Raw genomic sequence first — 26,122 nt, 5'->3', positions numbered from 1 at the left:
AACAATTGAGCTAATAAACTAGATACTGTCTGGGCTACGCAAGTTTTTCACCGCAATACGGTCCGCTTGCTTACGGTCACGCTCAGGCGTCATTTGCGGCTGATAAATGCCCTGCTCATTAACATGAATACCCAGCGGACGACGCTCTTTGGTAATCGACTCTTGCAGCAGCATCAAACCTTGAATCAAAGCTTCTGGACGCGGTGGGCAACCGGGCACATAAACATCGACAGGAATGATTTTATCGACGCCTTGCACCACTGAGTAGATATCATACATACCGCCCGAGTTGGCACACGCGCCCATCGAGATGACCCATTTTGGCTCAAGCATTTGCTCATAAAGGCGCTGAATAACCGGTGCCATTTTCACAAAGCAAGTACCAGCAACAATCATTACGTCTGCCTGACGGGGCGAGGCGCGAATGACTTCGGCACCAAAACGTGACAAATCGTGTACGGCGGTTAAGGTGGTGGCATATTCGACATAACAGCAAGAGGTACCAAAGTTAAATGGCCATAGTGAGTGCTTGCGCCCCCAGTTTGCTGTTGAATGGACAAGGTCTTCAAGACGACCCATAAAGACGTTTTTATTGACTTCTTCTTCGATAGGGTCATTGACCGTTTGACTGGTCTGTGCAGGATAGATATCTGCATCAGGGTTGGCTTTTGTTAATGTGTATTTCATAACATACAACCTTTATTTTAAGCGCGGCGTGACAAGTATTTATCATCACTAGCACCATAACTTCTATTATTAATAAATGACCATTTAGGTATAAACAAGACTGCTATAAGCAATGAACTTAAAGCTAGTCTTGTTGTGCAGCAGTGGCAAAATCCACTGACGTCACATTACCCGTGGTATTAATATGATCGATATTTTGTAAATGGCGACGATTGGTCTCGATATTGTTTGAGACATTAATTTGCCCTGAAGACTGCGCCGGTATCTTGCCTGTTGGGTCAACCATCAGCTCATCAACGCCATCAAACTTGGTGATGTCGGCCAAATTAAAACCGGCTGGCGCCGCATATAGACGCGCTTGTTTACGGCGTTTATCCGCTGGTGCCCAGTTCATCGCGCCCAGACTCAGCTCATATATCAGACCGATGATTAAGATTGTGATAAAGATGGCGGCGGCAGCAAACCCTAACCAGCCGGCTTCGCGCACTGAAACGGCATACGCATAAAGATAAAGCGCTTCTAAATCGAAAATCACAAAGAAAATCGCCACCAAATAGAATTTTGCAGACAAACGAATGCGGGCATTGCCAGCTCCGACAACACCCGCTTCAAATATCTCTTCTTTTTGTGTGCCCTGAGAGCGACCGCCAAGCAAGCGCGGAACGACCAGCATAAAGACAACTAGCCCAATGGCGGCTAAAATAAAAGCAATTGCTGACCAATTAAAAGCAGACATGATAATACGTGCTCCTCACCCAATCGAGTGTCAAGCGCACCGCGAATACTCACAAATGATGGTGGTAATGGCGATAAGCATAACGCAGACGAAAACACAAAGTAGCTGTCATTGACTCATTTTTGAGCAAATATATTTAAACAACTCAAGGACTGTGATAAACCCATGACTATTATAGCTACTGTGCTGGTAATAACCAATTATCAAGCTTATTGACGACGATGTCAGACATGACCAACTATAGATATTCCGGCATGCACGCGGATAAAAGGCTGGTCGCCCAACGCATCTTTTAACAACGTAAGATCAACGTATTAAATCAATATCGTATTTATTGGCGTACTTAATTGATTTAATAGCTCATACACGTGGTCAACAATGACGTGACAACTGGCATAAATTATTTACGTACTATACGCATATCGGCAATCAAAAGCTAGTTTTTAACTGCATTGAATGGTCATTTTATCTGCAAAAAAAATATGTTTTTTTTACCATAAACTATGTTATAGACGTTACCTTATATTACGTGCGAATCTGAATTTTTATGTGGACGCTGCTATATATAGTGTAAGCTGCGCAAAGCAAACACTTTTTTAACTCAAAACCCGCTGCCAACTCCTCGCCCAAAGACAGGATTTTTGCTTTATAATAGCCCACCTCATTTTGACGCTTTGGCGTTATTTGAACACACATTTTGTTACCCTTTATTATTGGGTGTACTTTACCGAAAATATCGTCTTTATTAAAAATACCATCCTTATTGACGTTATGATTTTTATTATTATCATCTTAATAAAATCAGCGTTTGATTAAAATCATCGTTGTATCCCAAGCATCGCAGCCTTTTATCATATTTTGCTTAACAACGACTTTCGTCAACGATGCTACTATCCGTTATTCGTTTTATCTTCTTTTTTGCTTTTGTCTTACAGGTCATCTTATGAGTCAACTTAATCCCAAACAACAAGAAGCCATGCTTTATGTCTCAGGACCTTTATTGGTATTGGCTGGGGCAGGCTCCGGTAAAACCTCGGTGATTACCCGTAAAATCGCTTATCTCATCGAAGAATGCAACATGCCAGCCGAGCGTATCACCGCGGTGACCTTTACCAACAAAGCGGCGCGTGAGATGAAAGCGCGGGTCAGTAAATTGCTGCCAAGTGAAAAAACTCGCGGTCTGACGGTATCGACCTTTCACCAATTTGGCTTGCAGTTTTTGCGTTACGAGCTGATTCATACGCCATTGAAAGGCAACTTTTCCATCATGGACAGCGACGACAGTAAACGTCTGCTGATGGAGCTGATGATGCGTGACAATTTAAGCGGCGCCGAAAGTCGCGAGCTGGTCGGCAAAGCGATAAAAATGATTTCTGATTGGAAAAATGATTTGATTGAGCCGGATAAGGCGATGGAAACCTTGGACGATCCAGAAGATATGATTTTTGCGACGCTTTATGCTTTATACGAGCGTAACTTGCGCGCTTATAATGCCGTAGATTTTGATGATTTGATTGTATTGCCAACCAAAATATTACGTGAAAACGCTGAGCTGCGTGATAAATGGCAAAACCGTATTCGTTATTTATTGGTCGATGAATATCAAGACACCAATACCGCTCAGTACGAGATGATTAAGTATCTAGTCGGACCACAAGGGCGCTTTACCGTCGTGGGCGACGACGACCAATCTATCTATGCCTGGCGCGGCGCCAAGCCTGAAAATATGGCATTGCTCAAAGAAGATTTCCCGAAATTAAAAATCGTCATGCTTGAGCAAAATTACCGCTCGACCACGCGTATTTTGACCTCTGCTAACGCTGTTATTACCAATAACGAGCATTTATTTGAAAAGAAACTGTGGTCAGATAAAGGTCAGGGCGAAAAAATCCGCATCATTAATTGCCGTAATGACGATGATGAATCAGAGCGGGTGGCAAAAGAAATCGTCACCCATAAACTGCGCTTTGGTAATGAATGGGAGCAATACGCCGTTCTTTACCGTAGTAACTTTCAAGCGCGCATGCTCGAGGCGCAATTGCGTCAGCTGCAAGTGCCGTATAAATTATCGGGCGGTCAGTCGTTTTTTGCCCGTAGCGAAATCAAAGATATCATGGGCTATCTGCGTCTGATTTTAAACCCCGAAGACGACAGCGCGTTTTTACGTATTATCAATACGCCCAAGCGCGGCATGGGACCGGCAACTCTCGAAAAGCTTGGTCTATTTTCGCAAGAGCATAGCATTTCGCTACTTGCCTCTTGTACCCACGCTGGACTTGCTCATGTGTTGCCGTCAAAAGCCTATGGAACGTTGAAGGAGTTTGGCGATTTTATCGAGCATTATACCCGTGAGCTCGATCAGCACCCCGACCCCGTGCCTATCGTCCGTCAAATGATTGACGAAACCGGCTATATCGACTTTGTCCGTAGCGACGCCAAAACGCCGCAACAAGAAAAAAACCGCATCGATAATATCGACATGCTTTATACCAGTATCCAGTCATTGATTAATCGCGCCGAAGAAGATGAAGACCGTACCATTGATACTATTATTCGCAAATTGGTGCTCCTTGATATGCTCGAGCAACAGCAAGAAGAAGAGAATACCAATAAAGTGAACCTCATGACCTTACATGCGGCAAAAGGCTTGGAGTTTGATTTTGTCTATATCATGGGGCTTGAGGAAGAAATGCTACCGCATCGCAACTCTATCCTCAGTGAAACCATTGAGGAAGAAAGGCGTTTAATGTACGTGGGTATTACCCGCGCTCGCCGTGAGCTGACGTTGACGCTTGCGACCCAGCGCCGTGCAGGCGGGCAAATGCGCGTCACCTCTGAATCGCGTTTTTTGGATGAATTGCCAGAAGATCATATCGACTGGCCGGCCAAAGCGAAAAAGAAAAAAGCCAGCAAAGACCCTGAAAAAGTCGCTGATGAATACTTGGCCAATATTCGTGCTTTACTAGGTAATCGTTAAGTTTAAAACTTAAGCGATACCCTGTTTACCGCTCTTTACATGAGCGGTAAACTCAATTTTTATACGAATATCTTTTAAAAATTTGGAACCTTTATGCCGACCTCGACGACGAATCCTGAACGACCATTGACCCGACAGGCTGACTATAATCCGGCAGAAGCAAGCGGTGAATATAAGTTATTATATTTGCAAGAATTGGTAGCAGAAAAAGCGTATGCGGCGATTACTGAGTTTTTAGAAAAGCAATCAGAATATGAGATTGCCAGCCTATTAGAGTCTTTCCCGAGCCAAAATCGCTTACTGATTTGGGCGCAAGTACCAGAAAATATCAAAGGTGAAGTACTGGCTGAGCTGGAGTTTGATACCCGCCAGCCGCTGTTGGAGAATGTTTCTTCAAAAGAGATATCGCTGTTTACCCAAGACCTTGATGCGCAAGATATCTCCGAGATTTTAGACACCGTTACCGAAAGTGTGCGCACCTCGGTGATGGCAACCTTGGATGAAGACATCCGAGTGCAGGTCAATAAACTCGATACTTATGAAGACTGGGAAGTCGGCAGTTATATGGATCCTGACCTCATTCAAGTCAGGGACGACATCACCCTTGCAGAAGTGCAAAGCTGGCTGCGAGAGAATGCTGATTTGCTCGATGATGAAAGCCAAGAGCTATTAGTCGTCGACCAAAGCCAGCAGCTGCTTGGCCTGTTAAGTCTGGCGGATCTGATTAAACACCAGCAAAGCACCTTAGTCGCCGACTTGATTCATAGTGCCATCACTGTCAATGATCGCTTAGATATTCAAGATGCGGCGTCGATTTTCCGCTCAGAGGACATCCGCTTTGCGCCAGTGATTAACAGCCACGGCGAGCTGGTCGGACAGTTAAACGGCGAAGATATCATGGAGATTATCCAAGATGATGTCGATAGCACCATGAAAAACCTTGCTGGTGTTAGCCAAGATGAAGAGCTGTTTGCGCCTATTTTAACCAGTGCCAAAAGCCGTAGTATTTGGCTCGGTATTAATTTATGTACCGCGCTATTGGCGGCCGCTGTGATTGGGCAGTTTGAAGCGGTATTAGCAAAGGTTGTGGCACTGGCGATATTGATGCCGGTGGTTGCCAGTATGGGCGGAATTGCAGGCTCGCAAACGCTAACGGTGGTCATTCGCGGGATGGCAATGGGTCAAATCGGTGGGTCGAATCGCCTATGGTTATTAAATAAAGAGCTGTGGGTTGGGGCGATAAACGGTATCATATGGGCGATAATCATGGCGATTATTGCGCAATTGTGGTTTCATGATGTTAAAATCAGCGCCGTCATCGGGCTTGCCATTGCGATTAACATGACCGCCGCCAACGTTTCGGGCATTAGTATTCCGCTGATGCTCAAACGTATGAATATCGACCCTGCGCTGTCCGCCTCGGTTATCTTAACCACCGTGACTGATATTGTCGGCTTTATGTCGTTTTTGGGCTTGGCGAGCGTGTTGATTCTTTAGTCAACCGCCCATGAAAATCTGGAAACTAAAAGTTAACAATCAGCAGCTATTTATCATAATAATAGTTGCTGTTAAGCATTTAAAATCTAACCGTTAGAAATGCGATTCATTCTGTTTATACAACCATTACATCGTTAAGTGAGTGCGTTATGCAAGCTGTACAAGTTAAAGTTTTAAACCCTAAAGTCATTGAAGATAAAGCGTTCTCGCTACCGACGCGCGCTACCGATGGCAGCGCAGGTATCGACTTGCGTGCTTGCATTGACGAACCGTTGACCATTAAAGCTGGGGCGACGCATTTGATTGGCACTGGCCTCGCCGTTTATATCCAAGACCCTAATTTTGCGGGTATGATTTTACCGCGCTCAGGTCTCGGTCATAAGCATGGTATCGTCTTGGGTAATTTGGTCGGCTTGATTGATGCCGATTATCAAGGTGAGCTGATGGTTAGTATTTGGAATCGCAGCAATGAAGATTTTGTGCTAAATCCTGCCGAACGTATGGCGCAATATGTGGTTGTACCAGTCGCCCGTCCGGAGTTTGAAGTGGTGGCAGAATTTAGCGATACTAGCGCTCGCGGTGCGGGCGGTTTTGGCCATTCTGGTCGTCAGTAGCATTGAATATAAGCATTAAACATTAAGCATCATTGGATTTTCATTTAGCATCAAGCGCAGCAATAAAAATAATCAGCGATTTTTCATTCACCACTAGCCCATTTATCACGACTATAAGGAGAGTAAGCGATGCCGTCTTTTGCTGCGCAGCACTCCTTATTTCGTGCTTATGATATTCGTGGGTCGCGCCAGCATTTTACCGATGATTTTATTCATGCCTTGGGAAATGCTTTTGCGTATCTTTATCAAGCTCAGCCAAGTATTCATAGCGAAAACATTGACGAAAGTAGTAGCCAAAGCACTAACGAAAAAACCATTGTCGTTGTTGGTCATGATGTGCGTGACGGTAGCGGTAGCATGGCGCAAATACTTGCTGATATCTTGTCTCAGCATGGTCTACAAGTCATCCAACTAGGACTTGTTACCACGCCAATGATGATTTTTTGGGCGGAGCAATATCAGGGGCATGGCATTATTGTCACTGCCAGCCATTCTGCTAAAGATATTTTAGGAGTGAAATGGCTCGTCAATCATATCTCGCCTAGTAGCGCCGATATTCAAACGTTATATCAACAACTAGCTAGTTATAATTCGCAAAATTCGTCTGTAAAAACCAATGACCAGCCTGTGCGTTATAAACAACAGCAGTTACCTGCTAATCAAGTCACAAGCGCTTATAGCGACGCTATTACTCAAGTTTTTAAGCAAATCTATCAGCATGACAATCAGACAAATAGCCATAAAGCAGAAGATAGTCAACTACCCTCCTCTAAACTTGATTTAGTGGTGGTGATTGATTGTATGCATGGCGCCACCAGCAATATTGCCAAGCCTTTATTTGACCATTTTTGCCAAAATATCATCATGATGAATGATACGCCAGACGGTAATTTTCCTACTGGCAATCCGGACCCGACTGAGCCGCAGCGTCTTAAACAGTTACAGCAAAGCGTACTGCTTCATCAAGCAGATATCGGTATCGCCTTTGATGGTGATGGCGATCGGTTAATGGTGGTCGATAATCGGGGCAAAGTCGTCACTCCTGACCATCTGCTTTATCTATTAGCAAAAATAGCGGTCATTGAGCGCCCACAAACCTTAAAGACTTTGCTAACAAGCGCGCAAGTGCTGTTTGATATTAAATGCTGTCATCATCTGCCAAAGCTTATCAGTGAAATTGGCGCAACACCTGTGCTTAGTAAAACTGGCAGCAGCCTCATGCGCCAGCAAATGCAAGATTCTGACGGTCAAATTATCTTTGCCGGTGAGTTATCTGGGCATTTTATTTTTAATGATAGCCGCTTTATACTTTACGATGACGCCATGTATGCAGCACTACGACTGCTCCATTGGTTGGCAAAATCTCAAGGTACTCAGTCAACTCGTACAAAAAGCCTAGCCGATATTATTAAAGGTTTACCGGTTATCGTCAGTACCGCTGACCATTATTTACCGCTACCAAAAACCATAGCTAACGACTGCTCTATCGTGCAGCAACTGGCAAGATTTTGTCAGTATTTACAGCAATTGGTTCACGCGACATCAGCTGCGTCTATACACCAACTAGACCCGCAAGCTGTGGTCGCCTGTGCGCCGTCACTTTGTACGTGCGCGCAGCAAAGCCAATCTACTACTTTAGAGCAGGCGCAAACGCTATTGCCAGTGGGCACCAAGCTTAGCTGTATCGATGGCGTGCGCTTAGATTTTGCGCGCGGGTTTGGCGTATTGCGCCAATCAAATACCAGTCAAAATCTGACCGTGCGCTTTGCTGGTGATAGCATCGACGACCTTATCGACGTTCAAACGAGATTTGCCGCCTTATGCCTCCCCTTTAACAAGACGCTAGCGATGCAAATCTTGGCTATTGTTGCTGAATAGGTATTATTTAACTGATTTTTTACCATTTATTTTATTAGAGAACGCCAAAGAGAAACAAAAACTCTCAATCAATTCACCGCTTAACCCTGTCTTTTAGGAGCTTGTCATGACGCTTAATTTGGATGATGCCAAAATTACCGCAGAAGTATTAACCACGGCGCTGCCTTATATTCAACGCTTTGTTGATAAGCTCATCGTCGTCAAATACGGCGGCAATGCCATGACCGATCCTGCGCTTGAAAGCTCGTTTGCCCGTGATATCGTGTTATTAAAAACGGTTGGCATGCATCCTGTGGTCGTGCACGGCGGCGGTCCACAAGTCGATAATTTGTTAAAAGAGCTCGGCCGTCAATCTGATCGCATCGACGGCATGCGCGTGACCGACAAAAGCACGATGGATATTGTTGAGATGGTGCTCGGCGGTAGCGTCAATAAATCGATTGTTAGCTTAATCAATAAGCACGGTGGGCGCGCGATTGGTCTGACGGGTAAAGACGCCAATTTAATCTTAGCTAAAAAACTTATGATGGAAAAAATCGGCGCAGATGGTGTGGCAGTTCCTGTTGATTTAGGCTTTGTCGGTGATGTGGTCAGCGTTAATAAAGATGTGATCAATATGCTGATTGCCTCTGATTTTATACCTGTTATCGCGCCGCTTGGGGTTGATTCTGAGGGCAACACTTATAATATCAACGCCGATCTGGTCGCCGGTAAAGTCGCAGAATTTTTGCAAGCAGAAAAGCTGATGCTCCTAACCAACATTAAAGGCGTGTTGGGCCGTGACGGTGAAGTGGTCACTGGACTCACCCCAAAGAAAGTCGATGGTCTTATTGAAGATGGTATTATCTCAGGTGGTATGATTCCTAAGATTCAATGCGCGCTTGACGCGGTACGTAGCGGCGTAAAAAGCGCGGTTATTGTTGATGGTCGTGTGCCACATGCCACGCTGCTCGAGATTTTTACCAACGAAGGCGTCGGCACCTTGATTAGCCGTGATTTAGATTCATCAATGAGCTAGTGAGCTGTGGTAATTTTTAGTATACAAAAGCCCGAGCTTAACATTTAAGTTCGGGCTTTTGCACTTGGTAAAAAGCTTCCTTTACGAAAAAATTTTATCAAACTCATCTTCATCAAAACCGCATAACAGTATCGGCTGAATTTTATCTGCCAGTTGACCTTCAACGATCGGACGCTTAATCATACTGGTATTTTCTATCAGCAAATCAATGGCGTTATCCACATCGCTATCGGCCGCTTGTTTTTGCTCATCGGTGAGCTTACGCCAAGTGGTGCCGCGTTTATTTAGAACTTTATCGATACCAAGCTCGTTTACCCAACGCTGTACGCTTTCCTTATCAATGCCTTGTTTTTTATAGTCATGAAAATCGTAGCTAACGCCTAGCTCATCAAGTTTGGTAAAGGCTTTTTTCATGGTGCTACAAGATTTGATACCGTAAATGGTGAGGGTCATAGAAACTCCAAATCAATGATCATTATTTTGTTTATTATACCTAACAGTGATGAGCATTTGGTTTATGAAGACGAAAACAATCATAAGCGTATTTACTTTGCAGGTTTATCGCCTTTACGGTGAGTAAACGCTCTATCATATCGTCGCAATTTTTGCCAAATTACGCTATGCTATGGCATTGTAAAATTTTACCCAATTTATCTGTAATAACCTATTCCGAGCCAACTATGAGCAACGCCGTGACAGCAGAAACTGCTAATACTACCCATACCAATAATACTTCTATCAATAACGCCCAGTATCAGCCACAACTGATTGAAGCGGCGCAGCAAGCCAAATGGGCAACTGACAAGCGTTTTGAAGTCAGTAATGAGCCAAGCGACAAACCAAGTCGCTATATGCTGTCGATGTTCCCTTACCCAAGCGGTAAGCTGCATATGGGTCACGTGCGTAACTATACGATCTCTGATGTACTGAGCCGTTATTATCGCCTAAAAGGCTATGAAGTCATGCAGCCAATGGGTTGGGATGGTTTTGGTCTGCCAGCAGAAAACGCCGCGATTGCCAATCAAACACCGCCTGCCGAATGGACGTTTGCCAATATTGACAGTATGCGCGCGCAGCTTAAATTGCTTGGCTTGTCTATTGATTGGTCACGCGAATTTGCCACTTGTAGCCCTGAGTATTATCAGTGGGAGCAGTGGTTGTTTTTGCAGTTATACAAAAAAGGCTTGGTTTATAAAAAGCTTGCCACCGTCAACTGGGATCCGGTCGACAATACCGTGTTAGCCAATGAGCAAGTCATCGATGGTAAAGGCTGGCGTAGTGGCGCAGCAGTCGAAAAGCGCGATATCCCAATGTATTACTTTAACATCACCGATTATGCTGATGAGCTGCTTGATGATTTAGACCAGTTAGAAGGTCACTGGCCATCTGAAGTGCTAACCATGCAGCGTAACTGGATTGGCCGTAGTGCCGGTATGGAAGTCCATTTCCCTTATGAGCTGGCTGGCGAAACCAATACCTTAGATGTGTTCACGACTCGTCCTGATACTTTGATGGGTGTGACTTATGTCGCAGTCGCGGCCGAGCATCCGTTGGCACAATACGCATCTGAACAAGATGAAGCGATTGCCCAATTCTGTGCCCTTTGCAAAAAAGGCTCGGTTGCTGAAGCTGATTTGGCTAAAGCCGAAAAAATCGGTATGGATACGGGTCTTACCGTCACTCATCCATTGACTGGCGAAGAAGTGCCTGTATGGGTTGCCAACTATGTACTGATGAGCTATGGCTCAGGTGCGGTGATGGCGGTTCCTGCTCATGATGAGCGCGATTACGAGTTTGCCACCAAATATAATTTGCCAATTAAGCAAGTGATTGACATTCCTGCTGGCTATTTTGATAAGGTAGAAGAAGACGCCAAAGCGAATGATACTGAGAGCAATCGTGCTTACACCGAACGCAATACCTTAGTCAATTCAGGCGAATTTGATGGTCTAGATTTTGAGCAAGCGTTTGAAGCGATGCTAGCTAAACTTGAGCCACAAGCACTGGCGAAGAAAAAAATCCAATACCGTCTACGTGACTGGGGTGTTTCTCGCCAGCGCTATTGGGGCTGCCCTATCCCAATGGTCAACTGTGAGCATTGCGGTACGGTGCCGGTTGAAGAGCAAGATTTGCCAGTGGTCTTGCCAACTGACGTCGTCCCTGACGGTCGTGGTAATCCACTAAAAAACATCCCAGAATTTGTCAATACCACTTGTCCTAAATGCGGCAATCCTGCTGAGCGTGAAACCGATACCTTTGATACCTTTGTTGAATCAAGCTGGTACTATGCGCGCTTTGCCAGCCCACACGATACGACCAATATGGTCAACAAATCTGCTGCCAATAAATGGTTGCCGGTTGACCAATATATCGGCGGTGTCGAGCATGCGGTTATGCATCTACTTTATGCACGCTTCTTCCATAAACTGATGCGCGATGAAAACTTGGTCTCAGGTGATGAGCCATTTGCCAATCTAATGACCCAAGGTATGGTACTTGCCGGCACGTTCTACCGCGTGAATAGCGATGGCAGTACCACTTATTACTTTACCGAAGACATCGATATTGACTTTAACGAGCGTGGTCAGCCGATTAAAGCCATTTTAAAATCAGACGGTCAGCCAGTGACGATTGGTAAAATCGAAAAGATGTCGAAGTCAAAAAACAACGGTGTCGATCCTCAGATTACCATTGATAAATATGGCGCGGATACCGTGCGCCTTTATACCCTATTTACTGCGCCTGCCGACCAAACGCTAGAATGGTCAGACGATGCATTAAAAGGTCCTTATAACTTTGTGAAAAAAGTTTGGCGTATTGCGACCGAGCATATGCAAGCACTTGCCGACGCAAATTTAAATCTTGATACGCTAAATAATGAAGCACTCAATACGGATAACTTAAGCAAAGAAGCAAAAGCCCTACGCCGTAAAACCCATGAAACGATTGGTAAGATTGATAGTGATTTGGGCAAACGCCTAGCACTCAATACGCCAGTTTCTAGCCTAATGGAGCTTGCTAACGAGCTGAGTAACTTTAAAGCAAACAGTGAGCAAGACCTGCAAGTCCAGCATGAAGCACTGATTGATTTATTGATTATCCTATCGGTATACGCGCCACACATCGGTGAGCATTTGCTTGAGCAGTTAGGAATGGATACCGTCACCCTAAACTATCCAGAAGTCGATGCAAGCGCTCTAGTGCAAGATATGATTACGATGGTGGTGCAGGTTAACGGTAAAATGCGCGGTAAAATGGATGTCGCGCCTAATAGCGATCCTGAGCAGCTGAAAGCGCAAGCAAAAGCGCTTGAAGGCGTGGCAAAATTCCTTACAGGCGAGATTAAAAAAGAAATCGTCGTACCGAACAAACTGGTTAATATTGTGGTTGCAGGCTAGATCTTTTAAGGATTGGGCTTTTAAACGCTGTGACTTCAATCATGGCGTTTTCAAACTCTCTTTCTTAGGTCTTCTTATCAAAATAAGGATAGCGATTATGTCGTATAAGCACCGAGCTTTGCAGGCACATCAAGCAAAATCAGACGGAAAAAGCAGCATGATTCGTAAATCAGGCACCCAAAAACTGCTAACAGCGCTACTGACAGCTTTGCCAATATTTGCGGTATTGGGTGCAGGTGCCAGTCTCAGTGGTTGCGGTTTTCAGCTACGCGGCTATGATGCACCCATGCTATTTGATGTTGCTAAGACAGCGGTAATTATCGAAGATAATCGCACCTCGTTTCCATTGAAACGTCCCCTAACACGGCGTCTACAATCATTGGGTGTTGAGGTTATTGATAATATGACCTTGGCTGATGTGGCCAGCAATAACCAAAAAGCGGGCGCAGAAACCATTGCAGCAATTACAGTTAATAATGTCCGTTTTAAGCGTTATGAGCTGGTTGGTGTCTTGACAGAGATTCGCTTGGTGATGTCAGCTGATGTCAGCTATCAAAGCGTAGAGAATGGCAAACCTGTGACACTGACCAACCCTATCCAAGTTGAGCGCAGCTATCAATATAATGAGGCATCGGTGAGTACCGATGATCAGCAGGGCGAGCAAATTCGTGATTGGCTTTACGACAGTTTAGCGCGCCGAATTACCGATCAATATGTGGCGATTGCGCTGCCTAAGATTGCCCCTAACAGTGGCAAACCAGCTATGCAAAATGGTAAAGGTTCAGCATCTACTGCTGTTATCGTACCGCAATCTTAAGGTTGCTATTTTTTCATTTTTAAACATTCATGTTTTAACAATATCATTGTTAAAACATAACCTTACTAACGCTGCCTTTATTTAAAGTGCTCTTTTTTTAAAGTACTTTTTTAAATAATGGCAGCGTTACTCCCCTATTCATAACCTTGTGTCATTCTCTCTATGCAAGATACTTTTATACAAGCTTATCCAAAACTGCTACAACCTTCCGTTGCAGTAGCAGGCTTGTGGCTGGCACACGGTGATGAGCCCTTACTCAGTCAATGGCTTATCGATGCGCTGCGTCCGCATTGGCGCGCGCAGAATTACGCCATTAAACGTATTGAGCTGGTGTCAGTAAAGAGCTGGCAGGAAGTATTGTCAGAGCTTGGCAGTCAGTCTTTATTCGATGATGCTAGTGCGTTGATTGTCACGGGTAACCATAAACCTGATAAAGCCGTTATTGCCGAGCTAGAACGTTTTGCCGTCGATGCACAAACAGGAGCGCATAGTCATAGCTTGTTATGGCTCACGCCAAAGCAGGATAAACGCGCTCAAACCAGCAAATGGTTTGCGCCATTTGCGCAATATGGTCACGTTATTGACTGCAATTTGTATAACGAGCAACAACGTCAGCAGTTATTGCAGATACAAGCCCAGCAGTTTGGCTTAACCTTATCGCAAGAAGCTTGGCAACTCTTGATGTCACATACCGAACATCATCTGCTTAGTGCCTATCAAACCTTGTGGCGGCTATCGTATTTATTTGCGCCGCAATTGATGGCAGAGGTTGATAGTAAAAATACTAGTCATGAAAACCCTTCTAGCCAGCCTCTGACAAACGTGGCATTAGATATTAATGATTTACAAGCGGCATTGGTCAGTGATGCGCAGTTTAGCGTGTTCGATTTATCCGATGCCATGCTTGCTGGCAATAGCGCCCAAGTTGCCAAAATTATCTTTCAACTTAAAGCCACCGATGAACCAACCACTTTGGTTTTATGGGCGATTAGTAAAGACATGCGCCAGATTATGCAGCTAATAGACGGCCAAGACCCGCAAGCACTTGGCATTTGGCGTAGCAAACAAGGCCTATATCAGCAAGCGTGCCGCCGCCACTCAAAAGCTCAAACGGCCACTTGGCCAGCATTGCTTTATAAATGTGACCAAGCGATTAAGGGTTTGGTGCGCCAACCAGCGTGGGAATTATTATTACAAGCAGCGCTTGAGCTATCAGGGCAACGTCTGTTTAAAGCACATTAAATGATCAGGCAAGCATATACAGATTTCAATAAAAAAGCAGATAGCGGGATAGGAATGAGTTTTTTGCAGCCTCTGTCGGCGTAGGCACAGCAAGCAAAAAAAACGTCTTCCTGTCCCGCGTCATAATCTAAAGCATTTATTATTAAACAACTCATCACTTTTTCTTATTTAACCCTCTGTATAGGGTTATTTTTTTGTTTAAAATTTAATAATTATTACCGCTACAATTCTTCCTCTTAACGTTTCGCAAACTAATTGCCATTCCCTTTTGGTCGCCAAGCCTCTACTATAGCTACACTTGATTTAACTGTGATTGGATTGTTGTCATGCGCAAAATGAGCAAAAAGTCTGCTATTAAATGGGGCGTCATTGCCCTTGTCATCGTAGCTTTAGGGGCTTTAGCCTACAAAACCTTTAAACCAAAAGACACCACACCCAACTATCTAACGGCGACCGCTGAGATTGGCGATATCGAAAATAACGTCATGGCATCGGGTAAAGTAAAGGCGTTAAATACCGTCGATGTGGGTGCGCAGGTATCTGGTGAAGTGACGCGGCTGTTTGTCGACGTCGGCGATGAAGTCAAAAAAGGCGATTTAATTGCGCAGATTGATCAGGTGACGCAAAAGAATAATTTAAGTAATGAGCAAGCGAGCCTCGAGCAAAGTGAAGCGGCGTTACAAAGCGCGCGTGCCGAGTCGCTAAGCCGTCAAGCGAGTCTAAAAAGCGCACAGGCGGATCTTGCCAGCCGTCAAGCTGAATTAAAGCAAGCACAAGCAGATTTCTCACGCTTGCAAGGTTTACTGGCTATCGATGCCATATCACAGCAAGATTACGATACGCAAGCGACCAAAGTTGCCACCGCACAAGCATCAGTCGCCAATGCCCGCGCTGCTATCGATACCGCAAAAGCAGCGATTGCAACAACTGAGGCCAATATCAACAGCCAACAGGCAGCATTACGTAAATCTCAAACCAACGTTAGCACTGCGCAGGAAGATTTAAGCTATACCACCATCCGTGCGCCGATGTCAGGAACAGTGGTATCGGTGACCACTGAGCAAGGGACGACGGTCAACGCCAATCAGACTGCGCCAACCATCGTTACCTTAGCGGATTTATCCACCGTGCGTATCAATGCGCAAATCTCTGAAGCCGACGTTATTAACGTCAAAGCAGGCTTGCCCGTTTATTTTAATATCATCGGCAATCCCGACCAAAAATACGACGCGACCCTCAAAGCAATCGAACCCGCTCCTGAGAAAATCAGCGACACCAGCTCGACCGATGCCGCTATCTACTATGTCGGTTATATTGAAGTCCCTAATACCGAACGCCGCTTTCGTATCGATATGACCGCGCAAGTTTATATCGTCATCAACCAAGCAAAAGACGCGCTACTTATTCCTTCTGCTGCCCTGCAGCCTGCCGGTAAATCTCGCAAGTCTGGCAATGCTAAAAAGGGCGCAGCTACTGCTAATACTGCCGCAAGTGGTGATAATAACTCTCGCCCAGATAATGACTCTGGTGCAACCATGGCGATGGTACGTGTCCTTAAAGCCGATGGTGAAGTCGTTGAACAAACGGTCAAAGTCGGTATCAATAACCGAGTTAATGCGGAAATATTAAGCGGTCTAAAAGAAGGTGATGAAGTTATATTAAGCGAGGAAGGTGCTGATAAAGGCAAAGGCAGTAAAGGTGGCAGAGGCGGTCGACCCTTCTAGTATTTAAAGTTTGCTAAGAATATTTAAATAAATCGACGCCAGCAGTACATCAACTTTGGCTTTGATAATGACTTAAGATTTGAGATAAGCAGGATAGCAAATGAGTAATCAAGACCTGACGCTTAATGCCACTGGCAAGCCTTTGATGGAAGTCAAAGGCTTGATTAGAGAGTTTCCAGCTGGTGAGCAGACCATTCGCGTCTTACATGATATCAATTTGACCATCAACCAAGGTGAGATGGTCGCTATCATTGGTCAATCGGGCTCAGGCAAATCCACCTTGATGAATATCTTGGGATGCTTAGATCAAGCGACGGCGGGCGACTATAAAATATTTGGTCAATCGGTCAGTCGCCTAGATGCCGATGAGCTGGCAAAACTACGCCGTGAGCACTTTGGTTTTATTTTTCAGCGCTATCATTTATTGGGTGACATCAACGCCCGCGACAACGTTTCTGTACCAGCAGTCTATGCGGGGATGGATGGGCAAGCACGCAGCGAGCGTGCCGAAAAGCTATTGTCAGACTTAGGACTGGGCGACAAGGTAAATAATCGTCCAAGTCAGCTTTCAGGTGGGCAGCAGCAGCGTGTCTCTATCGCAAGGGCACTAATGAATGGCGGCGATATCATCTTAGCCGATGAGCCAACGGGTGCGCTTGATAGTAAATCGGGCGAAGATGTCGTCCAAATCCTCAAAGATTTAAACGCCCAAGGTCATACCATCATCATGGTCACCCACGACCCTAGCCTTGCCGCCCAAGCTGAGCGTGTTATCGAAATCAAAGACGGTTATATCATCGCTGATTATAAAAATGACGATTATCAACATGCAGAACCACAGCCAGCGGCTGTCATAGATAAGCACCGTAAAAGCGTCTTTAGCAGCTTTATCGACCGCTTATTTGAAGCGTTTAAAATGTCCTTGCTTGCCATGCGCGCCCATAAAATGCGCACCTTATTGACGATGTTAGGGATTATTATTGGTATTGCATCGGTGGTATCAGTCGTCGGTCTCGGTAAAGGCTCACAAGAGCAGATATTGTCCAATATCAGCTCTTTAGGTACCAATACCATCACCGTCACCGATGGCTACCCCTACGGCGACCCTAGGCGGCAGTACAACGATGACAATCTAACCCCGCAAGATGCCCAAGCGGTCGCTGACCAGCCGTATGTGGTCAGTGTCAGCCCGCAGCTCAATAGCAATATGAACGTCCGCTATCGTAATATCCAAGAAGCCGCCAGTATCAGCGGCGTTGGTAAAGACTATCTTGATGTCAGCGGTGAAAAACTAGCTCTAGGTCAAGGTTTTGATGAACAAAGTATCCTACGCCGTACCCAAGATATCATTATCGATGATAATGCCAATAAAACCTTTTTCCCCGACAATGCCAATCCGATTGGCGAAGTCTTACTCATAGGCAGCGTTCCTGGGCGCGTTATTGGCGTCTTAGAGCCAAACGATGGCGGCTTTCGTCGTAGCGTTGATTCGCCTACGCTCTATATGCCCTACACTACCATGATGTCGCGGCTGATAGGCAGCGCTTATATTGAAAGCTTTGTCGCGCTGATTGATAACAATATCTCCTCTGCCGCCGCTGAAGCTGCTATCTCTGAGCTTATGATAGGTCGGCATGGCACCGATGATTTTCGCATCCGTAACTCAGACTCGATTCGCCAAACCATTGAAGCGACCACCGCAACAATGACCTTGCTGATATCTTCTATCGCTATTATCTCGCTAATCGTCGGCGGTATTGGCGTCATGAACATCATGCTGGTATCAGTGACCGAACGCACCAATGAGATTGGCGTACGTATGGCCGTTGGAGCGCGTCAAAGCGATATCATGCAGCAGTTTCTCATTGAAGCCGTTTTGGTCTGTATTTTAGGCGGACTATTGGGGATTGGGCTGGCGTTTGCCATCGGTGAAATCATCAATCGTGTTGGTGGTGACAGCTTCCAAGTCATTTATTCACCAACATCTATTATTGCCGCCTTTATTTGCTCGACGCTGATTGGGGTTGTTTTCGGCTTTTTGCCCGCTCGTAACGCTGCCAAATTAGATCCCGTAGAAGCACTATCTAGAGATTAGAATAATTTTATGACCAATTATTAAAGATCAATATTAAAAATTAAGGGCAAAAATAGTGCTCGAAACGTAATTTTTATAAAATTCTAAGGTGTCTAAAAGACAGTTAACGCTTAAACTTAAGAAAATAGGATTAATTTACACCGATTTGCACTTTTTTTAGCATTCGGGGTTGTAATTGTCATAATTATATATATAATGTGCTCTCACGTTTAGAGATACAAATAATCTAAACGGGTAAACAAGCTTATTGCCTCTTTTGATATTGATTCTTTAATATGAAAGAAATTAAGCTTTAAGAGTTTTAATTAATAATTAAAACTCTCTTGTAGAGCTAAAAAAGCAATGCTTTTTTTATACACTCTTCAGGGCCGATAGCTCAGTTGGTAGAGCAGTTGACTTTTAATCAATTGGTCCCGCGTTCGAGTCGCGGTCGGCCCACCATATTTAGTATGATGCTTATCATGTATGCTACCCTATCCGGTAGTAACGTAATAAGTTTAAAGACATTGTTTTTGATGTCTAGTTTTAATAAATTTTCCTTTAAGGAAATTTATCTTGCGAAGCTAAAATTGTCATGCAATTTTTTAACGCTTCTCAGGGCCGATAGCTCAGTTGGTAGAGCAGTTGACTTTTAATCAATTGGTCCCGCGTTCGAGTCGCGGTCGGCCCACCATATTTAAGAAAGCCCAATCATTTAATGATTGGGCTTTTTTTTATGCTCTTTTTATTTTGGTGAAGCTTTAGTTTATAGCGTAAACGTTTTTAGCTTTCAACGTTTACGCTTACGGAGGCTAAAGCCATCATCTTGGCGCCAAAGCAATTTATGTTTAATGGTATCTTTGATGGTGCGCCGACGCTTAGGCGCTTGTGCAATCAGCCGATCAAAAGTTGCAGCATCGATACCCAACTCATAGCCATGCGCCATCATGACATTAGACGGTTGTAAGTCTTTTACCTTTTGTAGCGACTGGATATAAACTTTGGGATCATAAATAGGAAATGGCGCGACAAACTTATGGCGCAGCTTGATGATTAAATCGGCGGTATAAACTTGTCGACTTGGCAGATGGAATAAAGACAAATCACGATCTGTATGCCCTGGCGTTTCAAACACCTGCCAATCATCAAAATGCGGCACGGTATCGCCATCACTAACGGTCAAATCAGGCTGCAAATGCGCAGGATACCAGAGCCTTTTAAAAGGACGTCCTTGACGCTTGGCCACATAGTGAGCCAGGCCCAAATCTATCAAATGCATGACTTGCCCACCGATGCCGCTATACCACTGCGTGTCTCTAGCAGCCGAGACAATCAAGCAACCAGTGGCTTTTCTAAGCTTATGCGCGCCGCCGGCATGATCTGGATGCATATGAGTAACGACCACTACTTTTAAATCAGTAATAGGACGCTTTAGCGTATCTTTAATATAACCCAACACTAGCACCACATCAGGGCGACAACCGCCGTCCAATAGCATTAACTTATCTGGATAAACCGCCAGATAGCTACTTTGAATATAGCCATCCAAACGTACAATTTGACATAAACTCATTTATCTTCCTTGACCGCTTTTCTTGTCATTCCTATGATTTATTCACAAATGATTTATTAATTTTATTGCTAATACGATAAAAACCTGTCCTTTAGTATAACGCTCGCTATCCTAAAATAAATGTCTTTGAGTGAACGCTTGTGACTAGAGATAAATCGCTGATAACGCATTGATAGGATATTTAAAACGTTACCCAATAAAAAACCCAGCGCAGCGGCTGAGTTTTTTATTATTACAAGAGGGAGTTAATAAGCTAAATGTCAATTAAGCCAAGTCGCGTACCTTTGGCTCACGCTCCCACAAGCGTGATTTGGCATTTTCAATAAAGCTATCAAGCTCAGCGAGTGGCGTCACAAACGCATCTTTTTCAACGGGTAGTTTACTTAAGATAAACTCATCGGTCGCACCGCAATAAGCAATCGCTTTACAGTGCACATAAGCATCATTGAACCAATCCAACGTTGCGCTGTCTTTAGCCAGCTTCTTCGCTTGGTCAGGCATGATGATACTCACCACCGCATCAAACATGACTGACGGACCACCAGCGACACGCTCATCGGCTTGTATGATAGTGCCATCATCTAAAGTGACTTCTTTATTTGGTGCCACAATCTTAACGCGAGCGCCCTCTGCCATAGCCGCCTCTTCAAATTTCTTAATCTCACTATGCTTTGAGCCTTCTGCGACTAAAATCCCAATCATTCGTGCCTTTAAACTCTTTGGCGTACGACCAATGGTTTGTAATAGCTCAGAGGTTGGCAAATCTTGTACTGGCGCTGCTGGTTCTATTGCTTCTGGTAGTTTCATTCCTAATGCCGTTGCCACACGATTTGCCAAGTCTTCGTCAATGTTCACTAAATGACCAAGCATTCGTGTTCGTACATGCGGGGTATCTACTTTGCCAAGCTCAAACGCATAAGCAGAAGCGATATGAGCTTGCTCAGCTGGCGTCTGGCTACGGTAAAACATACGCGGTTGACTATAATGGTCCGCAAAGCTTTCAGCGCGTACGCGACCTTTAAGGCCATCATCCAACTGCTCATGGAACGACTCAAAGCCTTTTTTTACGCTTTCACGTGGGCGCTCAGGATCTAAACTTTGTGGATCATACAGAGTACGAGTTTTCGGTATTTGCATTTGCATATGACCGTCTTGCTGATTGTTTGCAAACGGACATTTTGGCGCATTAATCGGAATCTGCGCAAAGTTTGGTGATCCCAAACGCGACAGCTGCGTATCTAGATAGCTAAATAAGCGGCCTTGCAATAATGGGTCGTTACTAAAGTCGATGCCCGGTGGCAAATGCGATGGGCAGAAAGCCACTTGCTCAGTCTCAGAGAAGAAGTTATCTGGATAGCGATTGAGTACCATTTTACCTACGATGCGCACGGGTACCAATTCTTCTGGAATCAGTTTGGTCGCGTCTAAGTGATCAAATGGGAACTCATTGGCTTCTTCTTCAGTAAATAACTGAACACCGAACTCCCACTCTGGATAATCGCCATTATTAATCGCTTCAAATAAATCACGGCGATTATAATCAGGATCGGCGCCCGAGATTTTGACTGCTTCATCCCAAATCAGCGATTGTACCCCAAGGACTGGTTTCCAATGGAAACGTACAAAGGTGCTCTTGCCATCTTTATTAATAAAACGATAACTGTGAATACCAAAGCCTTCCATCATACCAAAGCTACGCGGTAGCGCGCGGTCACTCATCAGCCAAATGACATTGTGCATGGTTTCAGGGCTAAGCGAGACAAAATCCCAAAAGGTATCATGAGCAGAGGCTGCCTGCGGAAAGCCGCGATCTGGTTCTGGTTTCACCGCGTGTACCAAATCAGGGAATTTCATCGCATCTTGAATAAAGAAAATCGGCATATTATTACCGACGATATCCCAGTTACCCTCTTCGGTATAAATCTTCACCGCAAAACCGCGCACATCACGCGGCGTATCTTTTGAGCCCTTATTACCCGCTACGGTAGAAAAACGGGTAAACAAAGGCGTCTGCTTACCCGTTTCGGTAAGAATTTTCGCTGTCGTATACTCTTCTAATGATTCGGTCAGCTCAAAATAACCATGGGCGGCACTACCACGCGCATGCACCACACGCTCAGGAATACGCTCATGGTCAAAATGCGTAATTTTTTCGCGTAAAACAAAATCTTCTAATAACGTGGGGCCACGAGTATTGGCTCTAAGCGAGTTTTGATTGTCAGAAATGACAACACCTTGCTGAGTGGTCATCGCTCTTGTATCACCATCGGTACGCTGATGCGTTTCACCGCCATTACCACGTTCGGTATTCATATTTTTAGCGGGGTCGGTATGATCAATATTCTTCTTCATAAAATATCCTAGCTAATGAGTAAAATGGACTACAGGTAGCCTACCAAATAAGCACCAACACAGTTTTATATCCTTAGAGATAGCTTTGACTTCAGATGTCGTTTAATTGTCTGTGTTCAGCGCGATTGTTTCTTAATAGATGAGAAAGCTGTTAAACATTAAGTCATGACAGCATTAATAATGCTCATCAATTATATTACTCAAAATCTGCCGTCGGTATGTCACATATATCGTTAAGCGTGTTGATTTTTGGTTACGCATCAGCCAAATCACGTCTGTTTGCAGACACGTTTTTATAGTGAAATGATGATGAGGATAAAGACAGAAAAAGCTGATGAGCAGCTATGTATGAAGGGTGACTAAACGCTATAAAAAGGACTTTAAGGTTTTGGCGGATAAATATGATTAGAATGACTTAGAAGATAGGAGTGAGTTTTTAAAATATACTTTTAAAATATTACGGCATGTCAGCGCTCTTCTGAAAAACCAATATCTCATTATTGGCGGGCATTTTATAGCGATTTATTAGCAATAAATGCTGTTTTTCTGCCACTGCTGTGATGTCTTCTAAAGCACGAATGCCGCTGTTGCTATCACGCTGCCGAAGACTGTAGTCAAATTGACGATTACTTTCACTGCTATAACGGCCATTTTCGTTAAAGGGCCCATAAATAATGAGCTTACCCTCTAAAGGTAGCATATCACCAACCGTTTCAAATAATCGAGTAACCAGCGACCAAGACATAATATGCAGAGTATTGGCGGTAAATACCGCATCGTAAGGCGCATTGATAGTCTTATTTATCGGTATTGAATCAGATGCTACGTCAAAGCTTAGCGGCGCATATAAGTTCGGGGCAGGATACGCAGCATGCCAAGCATTGATAATGGCGTGATTGGCGTACACATCACTGGTCTGCCAGTGTAAATGCGTCAAACGTGGCGCAAAATAGACACTATGCTGCCCCGTTCCTGAACCCACTTCTAAGACATGATGCGAATTTTTTAACTCTTGCTGTAAGACTTCTAGTATTGGCTGCTGATTATTTTCGCAAGCTTGAGAAAATGGTAGATTAGAAATTATATTACCTAAGTTATCCTTAACCATAAAAATACCTTATTAATAAATGCCCGCTTCTACCCCAGCTGCCAGTGTCATCGCCAACTCTTCGACTTGCTCAGTAAATACCTCTTGCCAATCACCTTGTAAAATCAGCGCTTCTTGAATCCATTCCCAGCGCAACCCAGTGGTAATGGTCTTTATGGCAAGTTTGGTACCCGTACCAACATGACCTGCGCGAACATACAGCGCAAACGGCATGCCCTGCTTCTTCTCTAACACCGGATAATAACAGCGATCAAAAAAGTCTTTGGTCAGCCCCGCCATATATGCCAAGTTCTCAGTCGTGCCTAATAATAATGCATCGGCTGCCAACACATCTTCAGGTTGCGTATTTTGAGGATATTTAAGTATGACGTTGATATCTATATCGGTGTGATTGGCACCATCGTAGGCTGCTTGCGCTAGTTTTTTGGTATTCGGTGATGGCGCATGCGCGACAATAAGTAAGGTTTTGCTAGCCATTTCAATCACCTTTATAGAGGTTACTAGTTTTTGGTATTAATAGTCACTCTTTGAATGATATCAGGATGAATGCTTTTCGCAACCGGACAAGTAAGCGCAGTGTTATAAAATATCTTTTGCGTCTTGTCATCTAACTCTTGATTAAAAGTGATCTCGACATGTATTTCACTGACACGTCTTGGCTCAGCAGCCATTATTTTAGTCACCTCAGCTGTGGTACCTGCAATGTCGATTTCCATATCACGCGCTTTGATACCGATAATCGTCAACATGCAACTGGCTAAGCTGGTCGCCAATAAGTCAGTCGGTGAAAAAGCTTCGCCTTTGCCCTGATTATCAACTGGCGCATCAGTGATGATTTCATTGTTCGACTGCAGATGGATGGCGGTAGTACGTAGGTTACCTTGATAGGTTACTTTTGAGGTTGTCATATAGTTCCCTCTGATAGTTATCGTTATTGGATAGATGCTATGTAAAACTTTTAAAGAGTGCAGTTACTGAGAATATGTGCTTTAGAACAATTAGTCAAAAAAATTAGTTTTAGAGTGATAAATTTTCAGAAAAAAGTTTGTCTACACTGTGTTATTAGTAGTGCAAAAATAATTGGTTAAAATCAGTGAAGAATGAGAAAACTAAATATTTTTAGTACTATTCTGATTACTTGTTATGGTTTCTTACGTCTTGACCTTATAGCATAGTTACCAATAGCCCATTAAAAATGATGCAACAATTGATGCCAAAACCCCTAAACCAAAACCAAACCAACGCTCTTTATTAGTATTAGCTAATACCCTTGATTCTTGCTCAGCAAACATCGCGACAACAATTTCTTTTGTAATTGGCTACTTCTAAAGCTCTATTTCTAAAATCCAAACTAACTTCATTTTAATTGGTGATAATAAAAGCTTGATAACTAGGACAGCTTTTTATATCCAAGATTGTGGGCGCTTAGTTAATCTATCTAATAAGCATTTAATAGCAGAAATTATGACCCTGTTTAACCTTCCATTTTCTGCCTTCCTGATCCTCTACCTCTTGTTCAAATATGGGAAAACTACCCATTGATAGAGGAGGAAGTTTATAAATACTAGATTGATCTTTGTCCCAAAATACAACACCATAAGTCGCAAATGCCTCAAATCGAGAAAAGCTACCTACTGCCGAATTTAAATCCGAACCACTGATAACCGTCGCAACGACAGAATACCCCTTTGACCAACCAAAATCTTTTCGATATTTAACACATGCTTCTTGTCTTTCAGCAGCTATACTAATTGAAGAAATAGATAGTAAAAGGAAGAGTAAAATAATATTTTTCATAGTTATTAATCTTAATGCTGTATTGATATTGAAAAAAGCAACTCATCAATATTAAGAGATAGAAAGTGATTCGATTAAATTATATTTTAATTTGTGACTGAGCAAACAGAACCGAAGTTCATTTTTACTACCTTACCATCACTATATTTGCAGTACCTATCAGTATTTGAAGTCCACTGCTGCATAAGTACTCCAGCAAAAGCATTAATTGATAATAAAAGCATTAGAACGGTCACAGTTGCTTTGCTCTTTTTACTCATAATTCGAACTCCATTAGTGTTTAGCTTAATTACAGTTAAATATGAATACTCAATAAAGGTAAGTATCTATCATATAGGTAACTGTATCATTATTATAGGGCAAGCTAAACCTATGTTTATAGAAACTAGAATTCATGATGATAGTCTAAAGATAGTAGACAGAGCCATCATTATTACAATTGATGGTTTTTAAAAAACCCAAACAAAGAAAACCCCCTTACGCATTCACGTAAGGGGGTAATCGGAATAGAGAGCTGACGATGACCTACTCTCACATGGCCGGGGCCACACTACCATTGGCGCGATGATGTTTCACTTCTGAGTTCGGGAAGGGATCAGGTGGTGCCATCATGCTATTGTCGTCAGCAAA

General features: G+C 43.8%; 20 protein-coding genes, 2 tRNA genes and 1 rRNA gene. 12 read left to right on the top strand and 11 right to left on the bottom strand.

Going from position 1 to position 26,122, the window contains the following annotated elements:
* Nucleotides 1–18: 18 nt before the first annotated feature.
* Both JMX70_RS00115 and ndhC read right to left on the bottom strand, forming a co-directional pair.
* The gene (locus JMX70_RS00115) at nt 19–687 is read right to left on the bottom strand and encodes a NuoB/complex I 20 kDa subunit family protein (protein WP_068406534.1); all 669 of its coding nucleotides are present in this window, start codon (nt 685–687) and stop codon (nt 19–21) included.
* A 124-nt stretch (nt 688–811) separates the two neighbouring features.
* Nucleotides 812–1,423, bottom strand: a complete 612-nt coding sequence (gene ndhC, locus JMX70_RS00110; protein ID WP_102077400.1) for an NADH-quinone oxidoreductase subunit A — start codon at nt 1,421–1,423, stop codon at nt 812–814.
* Between the two features lie 943 nt (nt 1,424–2,366).
* On the opposite strand from ndhC, the gene JMX70_RS00105 reads away from it, so the two are divergent.
* The 5 genes from JMX70_RS00105 (at nt 2,367) to argB (ending at nt 9,407) form a co-directional block, all read left to right on the top strand.
* Entirely contained in the window at nt 2,367–4,400 is a 2,034-nt protein-coding gene (locus JMX70_RS00105; RefSeq protein ID WP_068406542.1) for a UvrD-helicase domain-containing protein, read from the top strand.
* Nucleotides 4,401–4,493: 93 nt separating this feature from the next.
* Entirely contained in the window at nt 4,494–5,897 is a 1,404-nt protein-coding gene (mgtE, locus tag JMX70_RS00100; RefSeq protein ID WP_191692301.1) for a magnesium transporter, read from the top strand.
* 149 nt (nt 5,898–6,046) lie between these two features.
* On the top strand, nt 6,047–6,511 hold the full coding sequence (dut, locus tag JMX70_RS00095; protein WP_201588581.1) for a dUTP diphosphatase: 465 nt from the start codon (nt 6,047–6,049) through the stop codon (nt 6,509–6,511).
* 129 nt (nt 6,512–6,640) lie between these two features.
* On the top strand, nt 6,641–8,389 hold the full coding sequence (locus JMX70_RS00090; protein ID WP_201588578.1) for a phosphohexomutase domain-containing protein: 1,749 nt from the start codon (nt 6,641–6,643) through the stop codon (nt 8,387–8,389).
* A gap of 106 nt (nt 8,390–8,495) precedes the next feature.
* Nucleotides 8,496–9,407, top strand: coding sequence for an acetylglutamate kinase (argB, locus tag JMX70_RS00085; protein WP_201588575.1), 912 nt, complete (start codon nt 8,496–8,498; stop codon nt 9,405–9,407).
* Between the two features lie 81 nt (nt 9,408–9,488).
* On the opposite strand, the gene JMX70_RS00080 is transcribed toward argB, so the two are convergent.
* On the bottom strand, nt 9,489–9,860 hold the full coding sequence (locus JMX70_RS00080) for an arsenate reductase (protein WP_201588572.1): 372 nt from the start codon (nt 9,858–9,860) through the stop codon (nt 9,489–9,491).
* Nucleotides 9,861–10,087: 227 nt separating this feature from the next.
* On the opposite strand from JMX70_RS00080, the gene leuS reads away from it, so the two are divergent.
* From leuS to JMX70_RS00045, 7 genes are all read left to right on the top strand, one after another.
* Entirely contained in the window at nt 10,088–12,805 is a 2,718-nt protein-coding gene (leuS, locus tag JMX70_RS00075) for a leucine--tRNA ligase (protein WP_227671099.1), read from the top strand.
* A 97-nt stretch (nt 12,806–12,902) separates the two neighbouring features.
* A complete protein-coding gene (locus tag JMX70_RS00070; protein WP_227671098.1) occupies nt 12,903–13,622 on the top strand; it encodes an LPS-assembly lipoprotein LptE in 720 nt (239 codons plus the stop codon).
* Between the two features lie 162 nt (nt 13,623–13,784).
* Nucleotides 13,785–14,864 (top strand): DNA polymerase III subunit delta, encoded by a 1,080-nt coding sequence (locus tag JMX70_RS00065; protein ID WP_201588569.1) that lies wholly within the window; start codon nt 13,785–13,787, stop codon nt 14,862–14,864.
* Nucleotides 14,865–15,190: 326 nt separating this feature from the next.
* The gene (locus JMX70_RS00060; RefSeq protein WP_191692458.1) at nt 15,191–16,588 is read left to right on the top strand and encodes an efflux RND transporter periplasmic adaptor subunit; all 1,398 of its coding nucleotides are present in this window, start codon (nt 15,191–15,193) and stop codon (nt 16,586–16,588) included.
* A 100-nt stretch (nt 16,589–16,688) separates the two neighbouring features.
* Nucleotides 16,689–18,683 (top strand): MacB family efflux pump subunit, encoded by a 1,995-nt coding sequence (locus tag JMX70_RS00055; protein WP_201588566.1) that lies wholly within the window; start codon nt 16,689–16,691, stop codon nt 18,681–18,683.
* A gap of 365 nt (nt 18,684–19,048) precedes the next feature.
* A tRNA-Lys gene (locus JMX70_RS00050) sits at nt 19,049–19,124 on the top strand.
* A 156-nt stretch (nt 19,125–19,280) separates the two neighbouring features.
* Nucleotides 19,281–19,356: transfer RNA gene (locus JMX70_RS00045), tRNA-Lys, on the top strand.
* Between the two features lie 96 nt (nt 19,357–19,452).
* On the opposite strand, the gene JMX70_RS00040 is transcribed toward JMX70_RS00045, so the two are convergent.
* The 8 genes from JMX70_RS00040 to rrf all read right to left on the bottom strand — a co-directional run bounded on the left by JMX70_RS00040 (nt 19,453) and on the right by rrf (nt 26,119).
* A complete protein-coding gene (locus tag JMX70_RS00040) occupies nt 19,453–20,235 on the bottom strand; it encodes an MBL fold metallo-hydrolase (RefSeq protein ID WP_201588563.1) in 783 nt (260 codons plus the stop codon).
* A gap of 264 nt (nt 20,236–20,499) precedes the next feature.
* Nucleotides 20,500–22,587: a catalase gene (locus JMX70_RS00035; protein WP_201588560.1), complete on the bottom strand. Its 2,088-nt coding sequence runs from the start codon at nt 22,585–22,587 to the stop codon at nt 20,500–20,502.
* A 457-nt stretch (nt 22,588–23,044) separates the two neighbouring features.
* A complete protein-coding gene (locus JMX70_RS00030; RefSeq protein ID WP_201588558.1) occupies nt 23,045–23,695 on the bottom strand; it encodes a DUF938 domain-containing protein in 651 nt (216 codons plus the stop codon).
* A 12-nt stretch (nt 23,696–23,707) separates the two neighbouring features.
* On the bottom strand, nt 23,708–24,172 hold the full coding sequence (locus JMX70_RS00025) for a flavodoxin family protein (RefSeq protein WP_201588555.1): 465 nt from the start codon (nt 24,170–24,172) through the stop codon (nt 23,708–23,710).
* 23 nt (nt 24,173–24,195) lie between these two features.
* Complete coding sequence (locus JMX70_RS00020; protein ID WP_201588552.1) at nt 24,196–24,603, bottom strand: OsmC family protein; 408 nt, start codon at nt 24,601–24,603, stop codon at nt 24,196–24,198.
* Nucleotides 24,604–25,144: 541 nt separating this feature from the next.
* The gene (locus tag JMX70_RS00015) at nt 25,145–25,492 is read right to left on the bottom strand and encodes a hypothetical protein (RefSeq protein WP_201588549.1); all 348 of its coding nucleotides are present in this window, start codon (nt 25,490–25,492) and stop codon (nt 25,145–25,147) included.
* A gap of 86 nt (nt 25,493–25,578) precedes the next feature.
* Nucleotides 25,579–25,752 (bottom strand): hypothetical protein, encoded by a 174-nt coding sequence (locus JMX70_RS00010; protein ID WP_201588546.1) that lies wholly within the window; start codon nt 25,750–25,752, stop codon nt 25,579–25,581.
* A gap of 252 nt (nt 25,753–26,004) precedes the next feature.
* Nucleotides 26,005–26,119, bottom strand: a 5S ribosomal RNA gene (gene rrf / locus JMX70_RS00005).
* Between the last annotated feature and the right edge of the window lie 3 nt (nt 26,120–26,122).

This window comes from Psychrobacter pulmonis (assembly GCF_904846465.1).
GTDB lineage: Bacteria > Pseudomonadota > Gammaproteobacteria > Pseudomonadales > Moraxellaceae > Psychrobacter > Psychrobacter faecalis.
The sequence above is the reverse complement of the archived record's forward strand: the minus strand, read 5'-3'. Positions and strand labels throughout refer to the sequence as shown.